This is a genomic window from Robertmurraya sp. DFI.2.37 (assembly GCF_029211245.1).
Taxonomy (GTDB): Bacteria; Bacillota; Bacilli; order Bacillales; family Cytobacillaceae; genus Robertmurraya; species Robertmurraya methanolica_A.
Genome location: NZ_JARGEJ010000018.1, coordinates 59,794 through 79,306 on the forward strand (window position 1 = coordinate 59,794; position 19,513 = coordinate 79,306).

Here is a 19,513-nt window from a genome sequence, read left to right on the forward strand (position 1 = left end):
TATGAAAGAATTCCCAGCAGATTTTTTGTGGGGAGGTGCCATTGCCGCTAATCAATCCGAGGGGGCCTATAATGAGGATGGCAAAGGACTGTCAATTCAAGATGTGATGCCTAAAGGGTTTATTGGCCCAATTACAGAAGAGCCGACTCCAGATAACATGAAACTGGTAGGTATTGATTTCTATCATCGATACAAAGAGGATATAAAATTATTGGCAGAAATGGGGTTTAAGGCATTTCGTATATCTATTGCTTGGTCAAGAATTTTCCCGAACGGAGATGAAGCAGAACCGAATGAACTAGGTTTGCAGTTCTATGACCGCGTGTTCGATGAGTGTAAAAAATATGGGATTGAACCGATTGTCACCATTTCTCATTATGAAACACCATTGTATTTATCTAAAATGTATGATGGCTGGCTCAATAGAAAGCTAATCGATTTTTTTATTCGATATGTAGAAACGATTTTTACGAGATACAAAGATAAGGTGAAGTATTGGTTAACATTCAATGAAATCAATTCTATTCTCTATGAACCCTTTTGCAGCGGTGGCATCTACACTGAAAAAGATAAATTAACGAAGCAGGATTTATATCAGGCGATTCATCATGAACTGGTCGCAAGTGCGATGGCAGTAAAATTAGGGCGTGAAATCATGCCGAATGCAAAAATTGGCTGTATGATTTTAGCTGTACCCATTTATCCTCTTTCTCCTAAACCTAGTGACGTAATCGCGATGATGCAAAAGCAAAGGGAAATTCTATTTTTTGCGGATGTGCATGCAAGAGGTGAATACCCGGCTTATATGCGACGATTTTTTAAGGAGCAAAATATTGAAATCAAAATGGAGCCTGAAGATCGGGAAATACTAACTCACACAGTCGATTTCATTTCACTCAGTTACTATATGAGTCTATGTGAAACTGCTGATTCTGCACAAAAGCCTAATAGTAAGGGGAATATTTTGGGCGGGGTTGCTAACCCATTTTTAGAGGCAAATGAATGGGGCTGGCAGATCGATCCACAAGGGCTTAGATATATGCTCAACGAGTTATATGATCGATATCGACTTCCTCTCTTTATTGTTGAAAATGGCGTTGGGGCGAGAGATGTTTTAGTAGAAGATGAGAATGGACAGAAAACGGTGCTCGATGATTATCGAATAGATTATTTAAGAGATCATCTTCTCCAAGTAGAAGAAGCACTTGAAGACGGTGTGGAAGTAATGGGCTACACAGCTTGGGGATGCATCGATCTCGTAAGTGCTTCTACGGCGGAATTAAGAAAACGATACGGCTTTATTTATGTTGACCGTCATGATGACGGTTCCGGAACTCTTGAACGTTATAAAAAGAAAAGCTTTTATTGGTATAAACGAGTAATTGAATCAAACGGGAAGTCGTTAAGTGAGAGGATGTAAGCGTTTTATTAATAGGCTGTATTCATGCATTTAAAATATCCGGAGGAGGATAAATGAATGAATTATGAAAATGTTGCAAATGAAGTCTTAGCTTCGCTAGGAGGAAAGGAAAATATTAAGACATTAACCCATTGTGCAACTAGATTAAGATTTTCCTTATTTGAAAGTAGTAAATTGGACAAGGATGCTATAGAAAAAAATCCTAATATTTTAGGTCTTGTTGATAAAAATGGAAACTATCAATTAATCATAGGTACGGAAGTGTCACATGTGTACAATGCTATTACGAACTTAACAGGCGAAGTGAATTCTGAGAGAGAAGACTCAAGTGCTGAGAGCACGGAGAGTAAAAAAGGCAGCTTGCTTGATCGGTTTTTAGCAACGATCTCTGCAATTTTTACGCCTTATATTCCGGTATTAGCAACTTCAGGAATTTTGATTGGTTTAGTTGCAATCGCTACAAACTTTGGCTGGATTTCGGAAGAAAGTACGACTTATATTACCTTGAATGCTGTAGGGAATGCGTTATTATACTTCTTCCCAATATTACTAGCGTTTACCGCAGCTAGTCGATTCGGCGCAAATCCTTACATCGGGGCTACGATTGGGGCAGCATTAATGCATCCTGATTTAAGTGCGATATTAATTTCAGGAGAAAGACTAACTTTGTTAGGAATTCCCTTTACCGCGATGAACTTTGCCAATACGGTTATCCCAATTATCGTTGCAATGTGGGCTTTTAGTTATATAGAAAAATTTCTCAAGAAATATTTAGCAAAGCCATTGCAATTTATGCTTGTTCCTTTGTTGTCCATCGTATTAATGGTACCTCTATCTTTATTGGTATTTGGGCCGATTGGAAATATATTAGCTCAAGCAATAGCAGATGGCTATCAGTTTTTTGTTGATGGAAATGTCTTTATTCTTAGCTTAATCTCAGGTGCATTTTTTATCTTTGTGATTATGCTAGGGCTGCATTGGATCATTTTGCCGATACAATTGCAAATTCTTTCTGAACAAGGATTTGAATATTCCTTAGCAGCCGGTGGTATGGGAGGCTATGCTCTATTAGGCATAACCTTGGCAGTTCTTCTATTCAATAAGGATAAAAAGCTGAAAGAAGTTGCTGGATCTGCAGCATTTGTCAATATGATCTCGGGGATTACGGAGCCAGGATTATATGGAATTTGTATGAAGAACAAGCGATATTTCTTAGCTTTAATATTAGGTGGTGCAGCAGGTGGGGTAGTGTGTGGAATTTTCCAAGTATATGTAAAAGCTTTTGCTTTCGGAGGAATTCTTGGTCTACCAGCGTTTGCTGCTGCGACAGAAGTTTTTCCATACTATATGCTTAGCGTTTTCTCTTCAATTGCCGTAGGTTTTATTGTTACATTCCTAATGGAAAAAGGAAAATTTTTAACAACTAAATCTGTGTAGGCTTCAGCAAAATTCGATAGGGGCAGTTGACAGTATGACTGCTTCTATCGAATCTCATTCAAAACCATATCTCTTAATCTAATTGGTCATCTTTTTTTCTACTTCCCCGGGGACATTTTATAAAAAAGCTTTGTTAAACGATTTTGTTGATTTTTGGCTCATTGTCTGAGATTTCATATGTAATTGAACCAAAGTTCAACATCGAACTTATAACAAAGCCAAAAAAACATAATGGAAGGTGGAAAAAAGTGAAATTTCCTAATCTGTTTAAACCATTGAAAATAAAAAACATCGTATTTACAAATAGAATAATTGCAACTCCAGCAGGTGCTTATAATGATAAAGCAATTGGCGGAGCGGGAGTCATTATTGCTGGTAGCGCAAACGTTAGTAGAAAGAGAGCGAGTTATTCACGTCCGGATGATCCGTATATATTTGATAAGTACGAACGAGAAAAAACAAAGGAACGAGTGATTGTCGCTAAGCAAGCTGGAGCAAAGGCATCTTTAGAATTGATCCATGCCGGTCAATACGCCCGAGTAGATGACTATGCTCTTGGCCCAATCAGCTTTACTCGGAATGATGGTACAAAGGTAAAAGCAATGAATGAACAAGATATGATGGAGGTAGCCAATGATTGGGCTGAAACTGCTAAAAATGCAAAGGAGCTCGGCTTTGATCTAGTCATGCTTCACTTCGGGCATGGCTGGCTTCCTGCAGAATTTTTGTCTCCCTTATTTAATAAAAGAGAAGATCATTATGGTGGTAGTTTGGAAAATCGAATGAGATTTCCCAAAATGATAATTGACCGTGTTCGGGAAGCAGTTGGTCCTGATTTTATTATAGATATGAGAATTAGCGCTTCAGAATGTGTTGAAGGGTCGATTCAATTTGAGGATGTTCTTCAATTTATAAAAGAAATTGAAGATAAAATTGACATGGTTCACATATCCGCTGGATTGGATATTGATCATGAAGGAAATGTTCATGCGGTTCCAACCATTTTCAAAGAACATATGCCAAATGTAGATTGGGCTGCGGAAGTGAAAAGAAATGTAAAGATTCCTGTGACGGTTGTCGGCGCTATTATGAGTCCAGTTGAAGCAGAATCTATTATTGCAGAAGGTAAAGCAGACTTTGTTGCTTTAGGAAGACCTTTAATTGCTGATCCATTCTGGCCGCAAAAGGCAAAAGAAGGTCGCGATGAAGACATTGTTCCATGTTTAAGATGCCAATACTGCTATCATATTTCAACAGACAGAAAAAATGTGGGCTGTTCCGTGAATCCACGCTATAGAAGGCAGCATTTAGTTCCATTGGAGTTGGATACTGCAAAGAAGAAAAAGAAAGTAGTCGTGATTGGTGGCGGACCGGCAGGAATGAAGTCAGCGATAGTGGCGGCAGAACGGGGACATCAAGTTGTACTAATTGAAAAGTCTTCTGAACTGGGTGGCGCGTTAATATATGCAAAATATGAAGAGTTAAAGGTAGATTTATATAACTATATGAAATATTTAATTACTCAAGTCAATAAATCGACAGTTTCAGTCCAGCTAAACACGGAAGCAACTCCTGAATTAATAAAGGAGCTACGCCCCGATGCGATCATTATTGCTGTAGGGGCCAATCCATTTACGCCGCCAATAAAAGGTGTCAACCAGCCTCATGTTTTGCAAGCATTAGATGTTTATGGCCAAATGGAAAAGCTTGGCCAAGAGGTTGTCATAGTTGGCGGTGGCTCTACAGGCTGTGAACTCGGCATTGAGTTAGCGAGAAATGGGAGAAAAGTGACGATTTTAGAAGGCTCCGGGCAATACGCTGCAAACGGAAATCTCCTATATCGGATTGGATTACGGCAGACGATGGAAAAGGAGAAATGCTTGCATTGGGAGTTGAATGCATTCTGTCAAGAGATTAAAACAGATGGGGTCGTTTATATACAAAAGGATGAGGAAAAATTTATCACCGCTCAGTCCATTATTTTATCAACCGGAATGAGAGTTAATTCAAAACTTGTTGAATCCTTTTACGGCATCGTACCGGATACATTTGTCATTGGTGATGCTTATAAAGTAAGAAACGTTATGGATGCAACAAGAGAAGGGTATTTTATTGCTAAAAATCTTTGAGCTAACATAAGGCAAAACCCTCTGGAAAACAGGTAACTTCATCTATTTTTCAGAGGGTTAAAATTACAAAATGAATAGAAATTGGCAGGTGGAAAAAGTGAAATTTCCTAATTTATTTACACCGCTTAAAGTAAAAAATATTATGTTTCATAATCGAATTATTGCTACTCCAGCAGGCCCATATCATGATAAAGCACTTGGCGGGGCAGGAACAATTATTACCGGCAGTATTAATGCGAGCAGAAAGAGAGCAAGCTATTCAAGTCCAGATGAGCCATATGGCTTTGATAAGTATCAACGGGAAGCAACAAGAGAACGAGTTATTATTGCCCATCAGGCTGGTGCCAAAGCATCTCTAGAAATTATTCATTCTGGACAATATGCACGTGTAGACGACTACGCAATAGGTCCAGTTAGTTTTATAAGAGAAGATGGTACGGAAGTAAGAGCAATGGATGAACAAATGATGGAGGAAGTAGCTAATGATTGGGCAGAAACTGCAAAAAATGCCAAGGATTTTGGTTTTGATCTAGTTATGCTTCATTTTGGTCATGGGTGGCTGCCGGCGGAATTTCTATCACCGTTATTCAATAAAAGGACGGATCAATATGGGGGAAGTTTTGAAAATCGAGCGAAATTTCCGAAAATGATTATTGATAGAGTACGAGAGGCAGTGGGACCAGATTTTGTCATAGATATGCGTATTAGCGCTTATGAATGTGTAGACGGTTCCATCGAATTTGATGAAGTGCTCCAATTTATTAAGCTCGTTGAGGATAAACTTGATATGGTTCATATTTCTGCTGGCCTCGACATTAATCATGAAGGAAATGTCCATATGGCCCCGACCATTTTTAAAGGACATATGCCTAATGTGGAATGGGCTGCCGAAGTGAAGAGAAATGTCAATATTCCAGTTACAGTTGTCGGGGCAATTATGACGCCTGAGGAAGCAGAATCAATTATTGCTGAAGGAAAGGCGGATTTTGTAGCCTTAGGAAGGCCATTAATCGCAGATCCTTTCTGGCCACAAAAGGCGAAAGAAGGACGAGAAGAAGATATCGTCCCCTGCCTTCGCTGTCAATATTGCTATCATATTTCTACGGAAAGAAAAAATGTTGGCTGTTCCGTGAACCCTCGATATGCAAGACCTCATTTAGTTCCATTGCAGTTGCAAAAAGCAAAAAAACAAAAAAGAGTGGTTATTATCGGTGGTGGCCCTGCTGGAATGAAAGCTGCCCTTGTTGCTGATGAGCGGGGCCATGAAGTCATTCTCTTTGAAAGAAGGGCAGAGCTTGGCGGTGCGTTATCGTATGCAAAATTCGAGGAAATAAAAATAGATTTATATCGATATTTAATTTATTTAACAACTCAAATCAATAAATCCAATGTAAAGGTAAAATTATCTACTGAGGTCACTCCAGAATTAATAAAGAAGATAGCACCCGACGCCATTATTATTGCGGTAGGAGCAGAGCCGTTTTCTCCGCCTATAAAAGGGGTTGACCAGCCCCATGTTTTGCAAGCATTGGATGTGTATGAACAGTTAGAACAGATCAGTCAAGATGTAGTGCTTATTGGCGGTGGCTCTACAGGTTGTGAACTGGGGCTCGAGTTAGCTCATAAAGGTAGAAATGTATCGATTTTACAAAGTGGCAGCGAGTATGCTCCTAATGGAAATATGCTCTATCGAATTGGTTTACGGCAAACTATGGAAAAGGTTGAAACGCTAAAACTGCATTTGAACTCTTTTTGTAAGGAAATTACTAAGGACGGAGTCATTTTTGTACAGGAAGGTGAAGAAAAATTTATCCCGGCAACGACGGTAATATTATCCACTGGCTTTAAACCGAAACAAAGTGTAGTTGAACAATTCTATGGAATCGTACCAGATACATTTGTTATCGGTGATGCAAAACAAGTACGAAATGTGATGGATGCCACACGAGAAGGATACTTTGTCTCAGCGAATCTTTAATTTATATCGTGCATTAGTCTAATATAAAGTGTTTCTTGAGAGGGTGCGAGCGTTTTCTCTATTTTTTTGAATAATAGCTATTGGTTTGACTGGTTCAGGAAGGCTGTAAGAGCCTTTGCAATGATCAAGTTTCCAAACATAACACGCATCTTCCACTGGAACCTTGCACAATACAAGTTAGGTCAGAGTCAGCTAAAGCAATCATTCTATAGCGATTCTTTGTTTGAATCCAGGATGGTCCTCGTAAACTTCTTATGAGGACTATTTTTTGGAGTGGGGTGAGTTCTGTCCACATCAGTCTTGTATGAGGACAGGGTTCGCTAGAATTAGGTGATCACTGTCCGCAAGAGACTTTCATGAGGACAAGGTTTACATGATTTTGGGAGCTCTCTGTCCGCATGAACCCATCATGAGGACAAGGTAAGCTTCAATTTGAGTGATCACTGTCCGCATGAACCTTTCATGAGGACAAACTAAGCACGATTTTTTGCGTTTTCTTGTCCCAATAAGCCATTTTATACGAATAAACTTGAACTGTCCGCTCTCCAAAGATAATGGCTCAAATTTTCCCATTCAACAAATGCGTCGTTTCAGACTTCAGGTTATGAATACGGAAATCTCCTGATATCAAAGTGTATGTTCAAGCTGATCCGCAAAATTCGCGGTATGAGGTATGGCTCCCCGCTGTTAAAGGCCATTAAATTTAATAAATGAATAATTCAAAACCACTTGAAAATTATAAAAATTAGTGGTATGGTAAAAATGAAAGCACTTACAATAATGTGATAATTATGATGAGATTGTGACTTTCGCAAAGTGTATAACTTTGACGTCAGGCAAGACTCAAGACAAACGAACTGTTTGTTTTGAGTCTTTTTGTTTTTTAACGGGTGAATTTTTGTGTAGGAGATAAATTTGAGCTGATAACGAAGGAAAAATGGAAATGGTCAAAAGTATTGAGGAGAATAGCTTCAAATTTTTGAAAGAATCATAAGAAAAGCAGCGAAAAGTATAACGAGGTGAAAGACGATGAAAAAGTTATTTTCAAAGAAGAAAGCTATGACAGATAAAATACAAGTTTATTCACCAATTGATGGAAAATGCGTTCCGCTTGAACAGGTAAAAGATCCTGTTTTCAGCGATGGTAGCATGGGATATGGTTGTGCCATCATTCCATCTAGCCAGGAGATCTATTCACCGATTTCAGGGAAGATAGCATCAATATTTCCAACCAATCATGCGCTTGGGATAATTGGAGATAACGGAGAAGAATTGCTATTACATGTCGGTGTGAATACGGTGGAATTAGAAGGAGTTGGTTTTATCCCCTATGTTAAACGAAATGAACATGTAGAAATGGGCACACTACTATTAAAAATTGATTTGGAACTAATCAAGCAGAAAGGATATGATCCAGATGTTATCTTGATTCTTTTAAACTCTAATCGCTATGAGCAGATTGAAGTAGTTCCGAAAATGACTAAGCGTGGCGAAGCTTTATTTCCTCTTAAATTAAAGACTTAATAATTTAAGGAGTGATTGCTCTTGATTATTTCTAGAATAATGAATAATAATGCGGTAGTGGCGCTCGATGAAAACGGGGATGAAACGATTTTACTAGGCAAAGGAATCGCCTTTCAAAAAAAGGTTCATGATCCTGTTGAACGTAGCAAAATCGAAAAAAAATTTATTTTAGAGTCAAAAAATGAAATGAAATATGTGGAAGAATTATTCCGTTCAATTCCTCCTTCCTATATTAATGCGACAAACGAGATCATTGAAACAGCGAAAAACACCATTGGTACCAACTTTAAAGAAGGAAATTTATTTATTTCTTTGGTCGATCATATTGCATTTGCCATTGAACGAAAAATTTCCAATGAAATGATTGAAAATCCACTTTTAATCGAAATAAAGAAGTTTTATCCGAATGAGTTTAAAGTGGGTGCGCTCGCATTAGAAATTATTGAGAAACACACGGACATTAAGTTGGATGAAGACGAGGCGGGCTATATTGCATTTAATTTGATAAATGCCACTCTTAACTCTAATAAAGCGAGCATTAAAGAGATAACGATTATCATAAAAAATCTTATTTCTATTATTGAGTCCAATTATAATGTCAAATTGGATGACAACTCGACTTATTATATACGTTTTATCACGCATTTAAAGTTCTTTTTATATCGATTATCTTCCAATAAAGTAAATAATAATGATGAATTTCTATACAAAATTGCGAAGGACAAGTTTAAAAAAGAGTATGAATGTGCGAAACAAATCGCTGCATATATAAATGAGTATTATAATTTTCGGGTACCAAATGAAGAACTGGGATATTTAATGATTCATATTAATTCTATGATTCTTCATAATCAAAAGTAGCAATAACAGCTGAATTGCGCATAGGCTGTTTTGTATAAAGATTGACGTCAATCCAATAAAAATAATGAAAATTGGAGAGAGAGGTGGCACAAATGTTAAAAACAGAATTAGCAGAAAAAATAGTTGAACTTGTTGGTGGGGAGGGGAATATCTCATCTCTGACTCACTGTATGACTAGATTACGTTTCGTCATAAAAGATAACGCGAAAATAAGGGAAGAGGAATTGAAAAAGCTTCCTGAAGTTATTAAAATTATGGATTTTGGTGGACAGTATCAAATTGTATTAGGAGCTATTGTGGAAGATGTTTACCATGAAATTTCGGAAAAATACGATTTTTCTAACAATGATGTTAAAGATATGAAAAAAGACGAAAAAGACCAACAGGAACAGAAACAAAATGTACTAGATAGATTAATAGGAACACTGTCAGGTATTTTTACTCCATTGATACCCGCAATGCTAGGGATGAGCTTTCTTAAAGTTCTTTGCATCATTTTAGAAGTCTTCTTTGAAATTAGTGATACGAATACGACGTATGCGATTTTAATCGCCTTGTCAGATACATTTTTCTATTTTCTTCCTATTTTAGTAGCGTGGTCAGCAGCTAGAATGTTTAATGCCAACATCGGCGTGTCATTAATGGTTGTTGGGCTCCTTATCCATCCTAGCTTTATCAATCTGTTAGGTGAGAATGGCGGTGGAATTACTTTTTTAGGGATTCCAGTAACCGAAGTGTCTTATGCAAGCTCAGTTCTTCCTGCCATTTTAGCCATACTTCTCCTGTCAAAAGTTGAAATACTATTAAAAAGAATAATTCCAAAAGCGTTAAACTCACTTTTTGTACCATTTTTAAGTCTATTAATTGTAACACCGATAACCATTTTAATTCTTGGTCCAATTGGAAACTGGGGAGGAACTTTTATTACATCTGTTTTCACCTCTCTTTATGATTTTAGTCCGATTTTAGCTGGAGCACTTATAGGAGGTACGTGGCAAATTTTGATTATTGGTGGAATGCATATTGTTATCTTATCGCTAGTAACTGTTCCGAATATTGCTAGTTTTGGTAGAGATACAGTTATTGTTACGCATGCTCCAAGCTTAATGTGCCAGTATGCTGCAGGACTAGCGGTTGCGGCTAAAACGAAAAATCCTCAAACAAGGAAAACGGCTCTGTCCTTAACATTAACGGGATTTTTTGGCGGTAGTATTGTTGAACCGATCATGTATGGCATTAACTTGAAGTATAAAAAACCATTTTATTTTGTATTAGTGGGAGGAGCAATAGGGGGAGCCATTGCCGGTGGAAGCTTTGCGGGCGTTACTGCTCCGGTTGCTTTAAGTATTTACTCTTTACCAGCCTATTTTGGAGTAGGATTTTTTGGTCTTCTAACCGGTGCTTTAGTTGGTAGTTTAGCAACATTTATTTTAACTTACTTGTTTGGAATTGATGAAGCGAAAGAATAGATCGTTTATTGTGTACCAATTCTATAGACTTGGCTCATTTCCTGTGAAGCCTCACAAGCTTTTTAGTAGAACTGAAAGGCACTCTGATTTCCATGAAACGATAGGAGCAATCTCGTTTCATGGAATCAGAAAATCAATAGAGACTTCGAAAAGAGGATTGGTGGCTTATACAATGAGCGCAGCCACCATTTTAATATTTCTGAAGGCGTATTCGCAAAAAATATACGAGAGGAAGTCATCGATGCTAAAAGTTAATGATATTCGTTTTGAGTCCGCAGAACATGTTATTCAAGAAATAAGGAATATGAATGTAAAAGGGGGAAGTCCTTTTGGGAGAGCAGCAGCTTGGGCCTACAAGTTGGCATGTGACCAAGAAGTCTTCTCTAATCGAGAAGAATTACAAAATCGTCTTGATTATCTTTCTTCTGAAATGCTTGAGCTTAAGCCAACAATGGCGACCATTTATAATTCAAAAAATCTTGTTTATGCCTTATTGGAGGCAAATATTGATACAGAGGTGCTCGAAATTCAAGAGAAAATCAGTAAGCTGTGTCAAAAAATCATCGATGTTTCTTTGGAAGCAGTTGAAAAGCTTGGTCAGTTCGGAGGAAACATCATTCAGGATGGGGAAACAGTATTCATGCATAGTTACAGTAGTGCATTAATGAGTGTTTTTATCCATGCCGCTAAACAGGGGAAAAGATTTACTGTGATCTGTACAGAATCACGCCCATTAAGGGAATCGAGATTGGCAGTTCAAATTCTCCAAAGCTATCAAATTCCAGTAATTTATATTACAGATGCTAGCGTTTGGGAGTTTATGCCAAAGGCCGATTATATCATGGTTGGTGCAGATACGATTACTTTTGACGGTAGTGTTGCTAATAAAATGGGCACAGCTTTGATCAGTAAGCTGGCAAAAATGTGTAATAAAAAGGTGTATATTGCAAGTGAGATTTACAAAATCGATTTAAGGACAAAGGAAGGCTATCAAGTTAAATTGGAAAGACGTACGATTGAGGAAATGATCCAAAAGGGCGATTTTGATTCTTTAGATGGAATTGAGGTAATTAATCAATTTTTTGATTTGACTCCAGCCGACGATATTCACTCGATTATTTGTGAGTTTGGTGTCATCCATCCTTCAACAGTGGGGGAATATTGGGGAAAACTTGAAAAGTTTATTATGGAAGCTGCTCGTTAAGCATTTATGATGAGAATTCAAGTAAAGGATGTGGAGTAATATGAATAGGTATTTGGAATTATCGGAAGAAGTATTAGCGGCAAAAGAAAATGGCAAACCGATCGTTGCCCTTGAATCAACCATTATTTCACATGGGATGCCCTATCCCCAAAATTTAGAGATGGCGAATAATGTTGAAACGATTATTCGCAAAAATAATGCGGTGCCCGCAACCATCGCAGTAATGGATGGCAAAATTAAGATTGGTTTATCTCCTCAAGAACTGGAGGCTTTCGCTAAAAGTGAGGATGTTGCTAAAGTCTCAAGAAGAGATATTGCTGTCATTGTTGCAACAAATAAGATGGGGGCAACTACTGTTGCATCAACCATGTATTGTGCCCAGTTAGCAGGTATCCGTATATTTGTAACTGGTGGAATTGGAGGGGTTCATAGAGGGGCAGAGGCAACAATGGATATTTCTGCAGACCTTGAGGAATTGGCCCAAACCAACGTAGCTGTTGTTTGTGCTGGTGCAAAATCTATCTTAGATTTAAATTTAACGATGGAGTATTTAGAAACGAAAGGAGTCCCTGTTGTCGGCTACCAAACAAATGTGTTGCCAAGCTTTTTCGCCCGTACTAGTGATATTAAACTGGATTATTCCTTGGATGAGCCGAGGGAAATTGCTGAAGTATTAAAAGTAAAATGGGATTTAGGAATAGAAGGTGGCGCGGTGATTGCCAATCCAATCCCGGAACATTCAGCTATGTCTGAAGGTGAAATCAATTTTATTATTGAAACGGCATTAAAGGAAGCTAGCAAGCAGGGCATAAAAGGAAAAGAAGTTACTCCTTATTTATTAAAAAAGGTTGTAGAGATGAGCAATGGTAAAAGTTTAGAAGCAAATGTTGCATTAGTTTATCACAACGCATTGATAGGTGCTAAAATTGCAACTGCATTACAGGAGTTATCTTGATTTTATTGTTGAGAAAGAAGGAGTGGCGTCATTCCTTCTTTTTTTTATGCATACAAAACTGTTCAGATTTCATGCTCCTGGATGTGGCCTAAATAAAAGCTACGGTTAGCAAACAGTAGTTAATTGACGAAAAAGGAATATACCATGTTTTATAGAATAAGATTAATAGTTGTTGATAAAATTTAGTTTGGGGTGTGGAGCCGATGAAATTATCTATTATTAATAGTGTGAGAACAAATAATTTTAATGATGAGCAGTTGATAGAGAAAATTGCAGAACTGTGGAAGGAGGCATCTAAAAATATAACTAATGAAAATACGATAATTTATGGTGTCTATCATCATTATGAAAGTGACTATAAAGGCGATTACACGTTAAGCATTGCTGTAGAAGATAGCAAAAGAGAACATTCTCTGGAAATATTGAATCATGCAAAATATGAAATTTTTAATGTCGATAAAACTGAAGAACAAGGTGTCATAAATACTTGGAAACAGATTTGGAAACGAGAGGATTCAGGTACATTGAAGAGAGCTTATACATATGATTTTGAGAAATATTATCCAAATGGAGAAATTGAAATTTATATAGGAATTAAGTAATGCAAGAGGATATTTTTAGTAAATAAAAAGGAGCCAATAAAGAGATTGGGTCCTTTTAATCAAGGATAAAACGAATTGTCGATACACAATGCTTGTTCTCTTCGCTTTATAATCGTTCTTAATTTATTAAGAAAATGCCCCCCAAAAAGATCTCCAATAAACCAATTGCAAAAAAGAGCGGTTGCAGAATACTGATCAATCCAAGCCAATATACTTGCGCTCCAATCCAAATAATCAGGATTACGCCGAGGCTTATGGTTGCTATACTCGTCAATTGATGACGTTTAAAGGATAGAAGACTCCCTACTAAACTGCCAATCCCATTGACTGTTAGGAGAACGATTCCGGGAATTAGAAAGTTTTGAAAAGGAGACTTGTTTAATAGCTCAACTGACATACCTATATTGCTGCCATCCGGTTCTAATATCAATCCGATTCCTGCAGAAATCGCTCCGAGGGCAACGATCAATAAGAGGACACCAGTTCCATAGAAAAGTATTTTGCTTCTCTTCATCATTTATCGCATCCTTTCATGTCTAAGTATACTCTTTATATTTTTCAACTTTTTGTGATAAAGTGAACATTTCATTACGGATAAAGAAACCATTTTAGTCAAATATTCAAATGAATGTTTGACTATTATTTGAAACTTGCATACACTAATAATCAAATAGGTATTTGAATATGAGGTGAGCTCAGTTGAAACACGATGTTTGTGAAGTGACTTGTTATGACGAAATAAAAGTAAAGAGAGTAAAAGATTCCATATCACTGCATAATACGTTTTCAGTATCAAAAATGTTTAAGGCATTGGCGGATGGCACAAGGCTGAAAATTGCTTTTGCTTTAAGTGAAGAAGAAGAGTTATGTGTATGTGATGTTTCTCAAATTGTCGGTTGTTCTTTAGCGACTGCATCTCATCATTTACGATTGCTGCGCAATATGGGCTTAGCGAAGTATCGAAAAGAAGGCAAATTAGTCTTTTACTCTTTAGATGATGACCATGTTAGGCAGCTTATTCAATTGGCTCTTACCCATGAAAAGGAGGGGAAGATACTTGAACCAAGCAACTAAACAATCAATGGAAAAACAAGTATATCGCGTTCAAGGCTTTTCCTGAGCAAGCTGTGCCAATACGTTTGAAAAAAACGTAAAACACCTGGATGGTGTTATGGATGCAAATGTGAATTTTGCTGCATCAAAGCTTACTTTATATGGGAAAGCAACCATTGCTGAGCTTGAAAAAGCAGGAGCGTTTGAAAATTTAAGAATCATTCCTGATATAGAAAAATTTACGGAAGCAAAGGAACCATTTTTAAAGAAGCATGCAACTGTTCTGATCTCAGCTATTTTCCTATTAATAGGTTGGTTGTTGGGTGAAGGACATGTTATGAGTACGATTGCTTTTGGAGCTTCCATCATAATAGGTGGATATCGTTTATTTCAAATAGGAATTAAGAACCTGTTTCGCTTTACCTTTGATATGAAAACATTAATGACGATAGCTGTAATCGGAGCCGTAATCATCGGTGAATGGGGTGAAGGGGCTACGGTTGTCATCCTATTTGCCATTAGTGAAGCTCTTGAAAGATATTCAATGGACAAAGCTCGTCAATCCATTCGTTCTTTAATGGAGATTGCGCCAAAAGAAGCGCTGATCCGTCGTGATGAGAAGGAGATGTTGGTGGAAGTTGAAGATATCGCAATTGGCGATATTATGATTGTGAAGCCAGGTCAAAAAATTGCCATGGACGGAGTGGTGATAAAAGGGACTTCAGCTGTCAACCAGGCTGCGATTACAGGGGAATCTGTGCCAGTGATGAAGGCAAGCGCTGATGAAGTATTTGCTGGAACATTAAATGAAGAGGGCCTTCTAGAAGTAAAGGTAACTAAGCGTGTGGATGATTCGACGATTGCTAAAATTATTCATCTTGTCGAGGAAGCGCAAGCGGAGCGTGCTCCATCTCAAGCGTTTGTTGATCGCTTTGCCCAATACTATACCCCGATTATTATGTTAGTCGCTTTTGGTGTCGCAATTATTCCACCACTTCTTGGTGGAGAATGGAGTACATGGATTTATCAAGGCTTGGCAGTATTGGTCGTTGGTTGTCCATGCGCCCTTGTCGTATCAACACCAGTTTCAATTGTGACTGCGATCGGAAATGCAGCACGAAATGGGGTGTTAATTAAAGGAGGAATTCATTTAGAAGAAATGGGTGCCATTAAAGCAATGGCATTTGATAAAACCGGCACTCTTACAAGAGGAGTTCCAGTAGTAACAGACTTTTTCCCATTACAGCAAGATATGGATAGAGCTCAATTATTAAAAATAATCGCTGCTCTAGAAAAGCGTTCCCAGCATCCTTTAGCTTCCGCTATTTTGAAAAAGACTGAAGAAGAAAAGCTCGATTATGAAAGTGTTGAAGTGAATGAGTTTTCTTCGATAACAGGAAAAGGGGTTAGAGGGCTCATCGCTGGTGAAACCTATTTTGTGGGCAGTCCACAATTATTGGACGAGACCCTTAGTAATGGACTAGCTCAGGAGATAAAAGAGAAAATTAATGCGTTACAAACTCAAGGAAAAACAGTGATCGTAGCAGGTTCACGAACAGAAGCACTGGCAGTGTTGGCTGTTGCTGATGAAGTAAGAGAAAATAGCCGATGTGTAGTGGAGAAACTTCATTTCCTTGGTTTGAAAAAAACAATTATGCTGACGGGAGATAATAAAGGGACGGCACAAGCAATTGGACAGTATGCGGGTGTTTCTGAGATAAAGGCAGAATTGTTGCCGCAGGATAAGCTTGCTTTTATTAAAGAGCTACAGAGGAAATATGAGCGCGTAGCAATGGTCGGAGATGGAATTAATGATGCGCCTGCTCTAGCAGCAGCGAATGTAGGGATCGCGATGGGTGGAGCGGGTACAGACACGGCATTGGAAACAGCCGACGTTGCGCTCATGGCTGATGATCTTGGCAAACTGCCATTTACCGTTAAATTAAGTAGAAAAACATTGCAAATCATTAAACAAAACATCACGTTTTCATTAGGAATTAAACTGATTGCATTACTACTAGTAATACCAGGTTGGTTGACGCTCTGGATTGCTATTTTTGCCGATATGGGTGCTACTTTGCTTGTCACTTTAAATAGTTTAAGGCTACTTTTAGTGAAAGATCAGAAGTAGCAGGGATGAAGAGTTAATGCTTGATAGCGTGCGATCCTTCAATTGGTCTTTGTTTTTTATTTTGAAGGGTGGCACAGTGTTTTACCCTGTGCCCCTTTTATTTTATTGCCAACGAATGATGGCAGTTTAAAGCTAGCGTGCCATTCATTTTGCTACAAATTTTGCAAGTATGAAGGTCTTATGAGGACAAAGAGTGCCAAAAAAGAGCTAGTGTTGTCCGCATGAAAGGCTTATGAGGACAAAGCTCGCCCAAAAAGAGCATCCCATGTTCGCATGAAGGACTCATGAGGACAAAGCTCGTCCAAAAAGAATAAGCCTTGTCCGCATGAAGGTGTAAAAGAGTTCAACAGGCTGCAGAGCAAAATAAATTCTCATAATAGCTCTGTCGATGGCGACGTTGTGACTGAAAGTAAAACAGAAACCAGCTTTAATTGTTGGGAAGGTAAAACAGTGCCTTGGTTTTAAAAGCAGCGACTATTTGGTGTTAGATTGTTTTTTATTTTTAGGGCTTTCAAAAATGACTATAAAGGTGGTGCCTTCGTTTAAGCGACTTTGAACTTGAATTTTCCCTTTGTGGTTTTGGATGATTTTGTAGCTTACCATAAGACCTAGACCATTGCCATTCTTTTTCGTCGTAAAAAAGGGTTCGCCTAATTTTTTGATCTGGTCCAAATCCATTCCGATTCCTTCATCTTTTACAATGACGGCAATTTTTTCAGTGCTTTTTTTAAGAGAAATACTGATCGTACCTCCTGTAGGCATTGCTTCAATTGAATTTTTGATTAAATTTAAAAACACCTGTTTCAGTTGATTCTTTTCTCCAGAAATGAGCATTCTTTCATGAGAAGTCTCGAAATGAATTACTACATTTTTTAAAGTGGCCTCTGGCTCAAGAAATTTAACGACACTTGTTAAAATTTCATTTAAATTACAGATGCTAAATTGGAGTTGATGCGGTTTTGCAAAGACCATGAATTCATTGACGATAAAATTAATTCGGTCAATTTCATCGAGAATGGTCTCCACATAATAAGAATCAATTTGGCTTTCATTCAATAGTTGGACAAAGCCCCGAATCGTAGTTAAAGGATTTCGCACCTCGTGGGCAATACCTGCTGCTAATTCACCAATTATAGCGAGTTTCTCTGTTTTACGGAGCGTGTCTTCTGTATTTCTTTTTTCTGTAATATCATACTGTATTGAAATATGCTTGTAACGCTCACCATTAGCATTCACAAACGGGATGATAGTTGTGTCTAACCAGTATTTTGTTCCGTCCTTTGCTTGATTGAGAATTTCTCCTCTCCACACCTCTCCACCTTGGATCGTCTCCCATATGTCATTAAAGAAAGAAGGAGGATGATAGTTGGATGAATAGATATCATGCTTCTGCCCTAATAGTTCATCTCGTGAATATTTATAAAGTTGGCAAAAATTATCATTTGCGTATAGGATTCTATCTTCCTGATCAGTGATTGCAAAAATGGTTGCTTCATTTAGGACGCTTTCTAATTCTGCTAGCTCTTTAAGGGTCATGTTCAAATCCTCTATGGATTCGTCTAAAGTCATTCTCATAAAGGACATTTCATCATCATAAATATTAATAAGCTCTTTTGTAATTAGTTGATATATTTCTTCAATCGTTTTCATGACAGCAAAATAGTTATCTAGAGAAATTTTGCTGTTTCGTAATTCCTGCTCAAGTAAATCAAGAATGGCAAGACGCGTTGAATTTATGAAATGCATCGATCGCTCAAGAGATCCACTGCTTTTAATTAGTTTATGATTAAGGAAGGCTACAAGGGTCAAGAGATCATTTTTACTAATGACAAATTCCCCTATACGTTCAAAAAGGTTTTCTGTTGTACTCCAAGATACATCAGTCTTTTTTTGTAGTTGTGCCTCTGCTTCTTGAAAAATATCATTGCTAATATTTTTTATCTTTGCACCAATGTATTCAATTTGTCTATTCATCTTATCCCTCGTTATAAGTATTTTTACCTAATTATTTTGACACTTTTTCATAAAATCCTTTATTTTCTAATAATTTAATAGGGAAAATAGGAGAAACATAATGGTCTTTTCGGTGTCAGTCCTAAAATCCAGAGATCCGGTCAGTGCTTCTCCTTTCATTTGACTCTAAGTTAATCACTATTACTCAAGCTAAAAGAAGGGAGGTAATTGCTTGAGTGTAGCCCATATTTAACACACCCTCATCCCTTTCTTAAGAGTCCTCCCACAAGCTCTTTTCATACCCATAAAGGGTTTGACCAGTTTTATGCTCCCTCATCCAATTGACTCGTATTTAGTTGGGAGTTCAAAACTACTCTTCACGTTTTCTGTTTTCTAATAATGGAGTGGCTGTCATTTTAAAACGTAGTTCATTTTGTATATTATTTAGACACTTTCTATTGTAATCTTTGTTTTATTCTATTATCATGAATATATGAACAATTAATCATATATTACGGAGGGTTGTTAATGTTTGATACAATTGTAATTGGGGCAGGGCAAGCAGGGCTTGCAGTCGGTTATTATTTAAAACAATCTCAGCAAAAATTTTTATTAATTGATAGGGGAAGTGAGATAGGAGAGAGTTGGAAAGAAAGATATGATTCTCTTATTGGATCGGCTACACTTAGTTAGACAGAAATTTTAAGGTCAAGTAGAATGAACTATACTAATCAGTTATGAGGAGAATCTACATGACAAGAAAAGTACGTCGAACATTTACCGAAGAATTTAAACAA

14 protein-coding genes and 1 pseudogene are annotated in these 19,513 nt (G+C 37.6%); 13 read left to right on the forward strand and 2 right to left on the reverse strand.

What is annotated here, in order from left to right:
* The first annotated feature begins 1 nt into the window (after window position 1).
* The 10 genes from PZE06_RS11940 (at window position 2) to PZE06_RS11985 (ending at window position 13,579) form a co-directional block, all read left to right on the forward strand.
* A complete protein-coding gene (locus tag PZE06_RS11940; RefSeq protein ID WP_150915836.1) occupies window positions 2–1,420 on the forward strand; it encodes a glycoside hydrolase family 1 protein in 1,419 nt (472 codons plus the stop codon).
* Window positions 1,421–1,477: 57 nt separating this feature from the next.
* On the forward strand, window positions 1,478–2,857 hold the full coding sequence (locus tag PZE06_RS11945) for a PTS transporter subunit EIIC (RefSeq protein ID WP_150915837.1): 1,380 nt from the start codon (window positions 1,478–1,480) through the stop codon (window positions 2,855–2,857).
* Between the two features lie 248 nt (window positions 2,858–3,105).
* Window positions 3,106–4,986, forward strand: a complete 1,881-nt coding sequence (locus PZE06_RS11950) for an oxidoreductase (RefSeq protein WP_150915838.1) — start codon at window positions 3,106–3,108, stop codon at window positions 4,984–4,986.
* 97 nt (window positions 4,987–5,083) lie between these two features.
* Window positions 5,084–6,964: an oxidoreductase gene (locus PZE06_RS11955; RefSeq protein WP_191963701.1), complete on the forward strand. Its 1,881-nt coding sequence runs from the start codon at window positions 5,084–5,086 to the stop codon at window positions 6,962–6,964.
* A gap of 1,029 nt (window positions 6,965–7,993) precedes the next feature.
* Window positions 7,994–8,488 (forward strand): PTS sugar transporter subunit IIA, encoded by a 495-nt coding sequence (locus PZE06_RS11960; RefSeq protein ID WP_150915839.1) that lies wholly within the window; start codon window positions 7,994–7,996, stop codon window positions 8,486–8,488.
* Window positions 8,489–8,509: 21 nt separating this feature from the next.
* The gene (locus PZE06_RS11965; RefSeq protein WP_150915840.1) at window positions 8,510–9,349 is read left to right on the forward strand and encodes a PRD domain-containing protein; all 840 of its coding nucleotides are present in this window, start codon (window positions 8,510–8,512) and stop codon (window positions 9,347–9,349) included.
* 92 nt (window positions 9,350–9,441) lie between these two features.
* The gene (locus PZE06_RS11970) at window positions 9,442–10,818 is read left to right on the forward strand and encodes a PTS transporter subunit EIIC (protein WP_150915841.1); all 1,377 of its coding nucleotides are present in this window, start codon (window positions 9,442–9,444) and stop codon (window positions 10,816–10,818) included.
* Window positions 10,819–11,059: 241 nt separating this feature from the next.
* The gene (locus PZE06_RS11975; RefSeq protein ID WP_150915842.1) at window positions 11,060–12,022 is read left to right on the forward strand and encodes an eIF2B alpha/beta/delta subunit family protein; all 963 of its coding nucleotides are present in this window, start codon (window positions 11,060–11,062) and stop codon (window positions 12,020–12,022) included.
* A gap of 40 nt (window positions 12,023–12,062) precedes the next feature.
* On the forward strand, window positions 12,063–12,977 hold the full coding sequence (locus PZE06_RS11980; RefSeq protein ID WP_150915843.1) for a pseudouridine-5'-phosphate glycosidase: 915 nt from the start codon (window positions 12,063–12,065) through the stop codon (window positions 12,975–12,977).
* A gap of 203 nt (window positions 12,978–13,180) precedes the next feature.
* Window positions 13,181–13,579, forward strand: coding sequence for a GyrI-like domain-containing protein (locus PZE06_RS11985; RefSeq protein ID WP_150915844.1), 399 nt, complete (start codon window positions 13,181–13,183; stop codon window positions 13,577–13,579).
* A gap of 118 nt (window positions 13,580–13,697) precedes the next feature.
* On the opposite strand, the gene PZE06_RS11990 is transcribed toward PZE06_RS11985, so the two are convergent.
* Complete coding sequence (locus tag PZE06_RS11990) at window positions 13,698–14,096, reverse strand: hypothetical protein (RefSeq protein ID WP_225315192.1); 399 nt, start codon at window positions 14,094–14,096, stop codon at window positions 13,698–13,700.
* 182 nt (window positions 14,097–14,278) lie between these two features.
* Between PZE06_RS11990 and PZE06_RS11995 the strand changes: the two genes are divergently transcribed.
* Complete coding sequence (locus PZE06_RS11995; protein ID WP_150915845.1) at window positions 14,279–14,653, forward strand: ArsR/SmtB family transcription factor; 375 nt, start codon at window positions 14,279–14,281, stop codon at window positions 14,651–14,653.
* Complete coding sequence (locus tag PZE06_RS12000; RefSeq protein ID WP_191963702.1) at window positions 14,616–16,763, forward strand: heavy metal translocating P-type ATPase; 2,148 nt, start codon at window positions 14,616–14,618, stop codon at window positions 16,761–16,763. Before PZE06_RS11995 ends, PZE06_RS12000 begins: the two co-directional genes overlap by 38 nt.
* 474 nt (window positions 16,764–17,237) lie before the next feature.
* Here the strand turns inward: PZE06_RS12000 and PZE06_RS12005 are convergent, their stop codons facing one another.
* On the reverse strand, window positions 17,238–18,737 hold the full coding sequence (locus tag PZE06_RS12005; protein WP_150915847.1) for an ATP-binding protein: 1,500 nt from the start codon (window positions 18,735–18,737) through the stop codon (window positions 17,238–17,240).
* A 507-nt stretch (window positions 18,738–19,244) separates the two neighbouring features.
* Between PZE06_RS12005 and PZE06_RS12010 the strand changes: the two are divergent.
* Window positions 19,245–19,388 (forward strand): annotated as a pseudogene (locus tag PZE06_RS12010) (NAD(P)-binding protein); the annotation flags it as partial.
* Window positions 19,389–19,513: the final 125 nt, after the last annotated feature.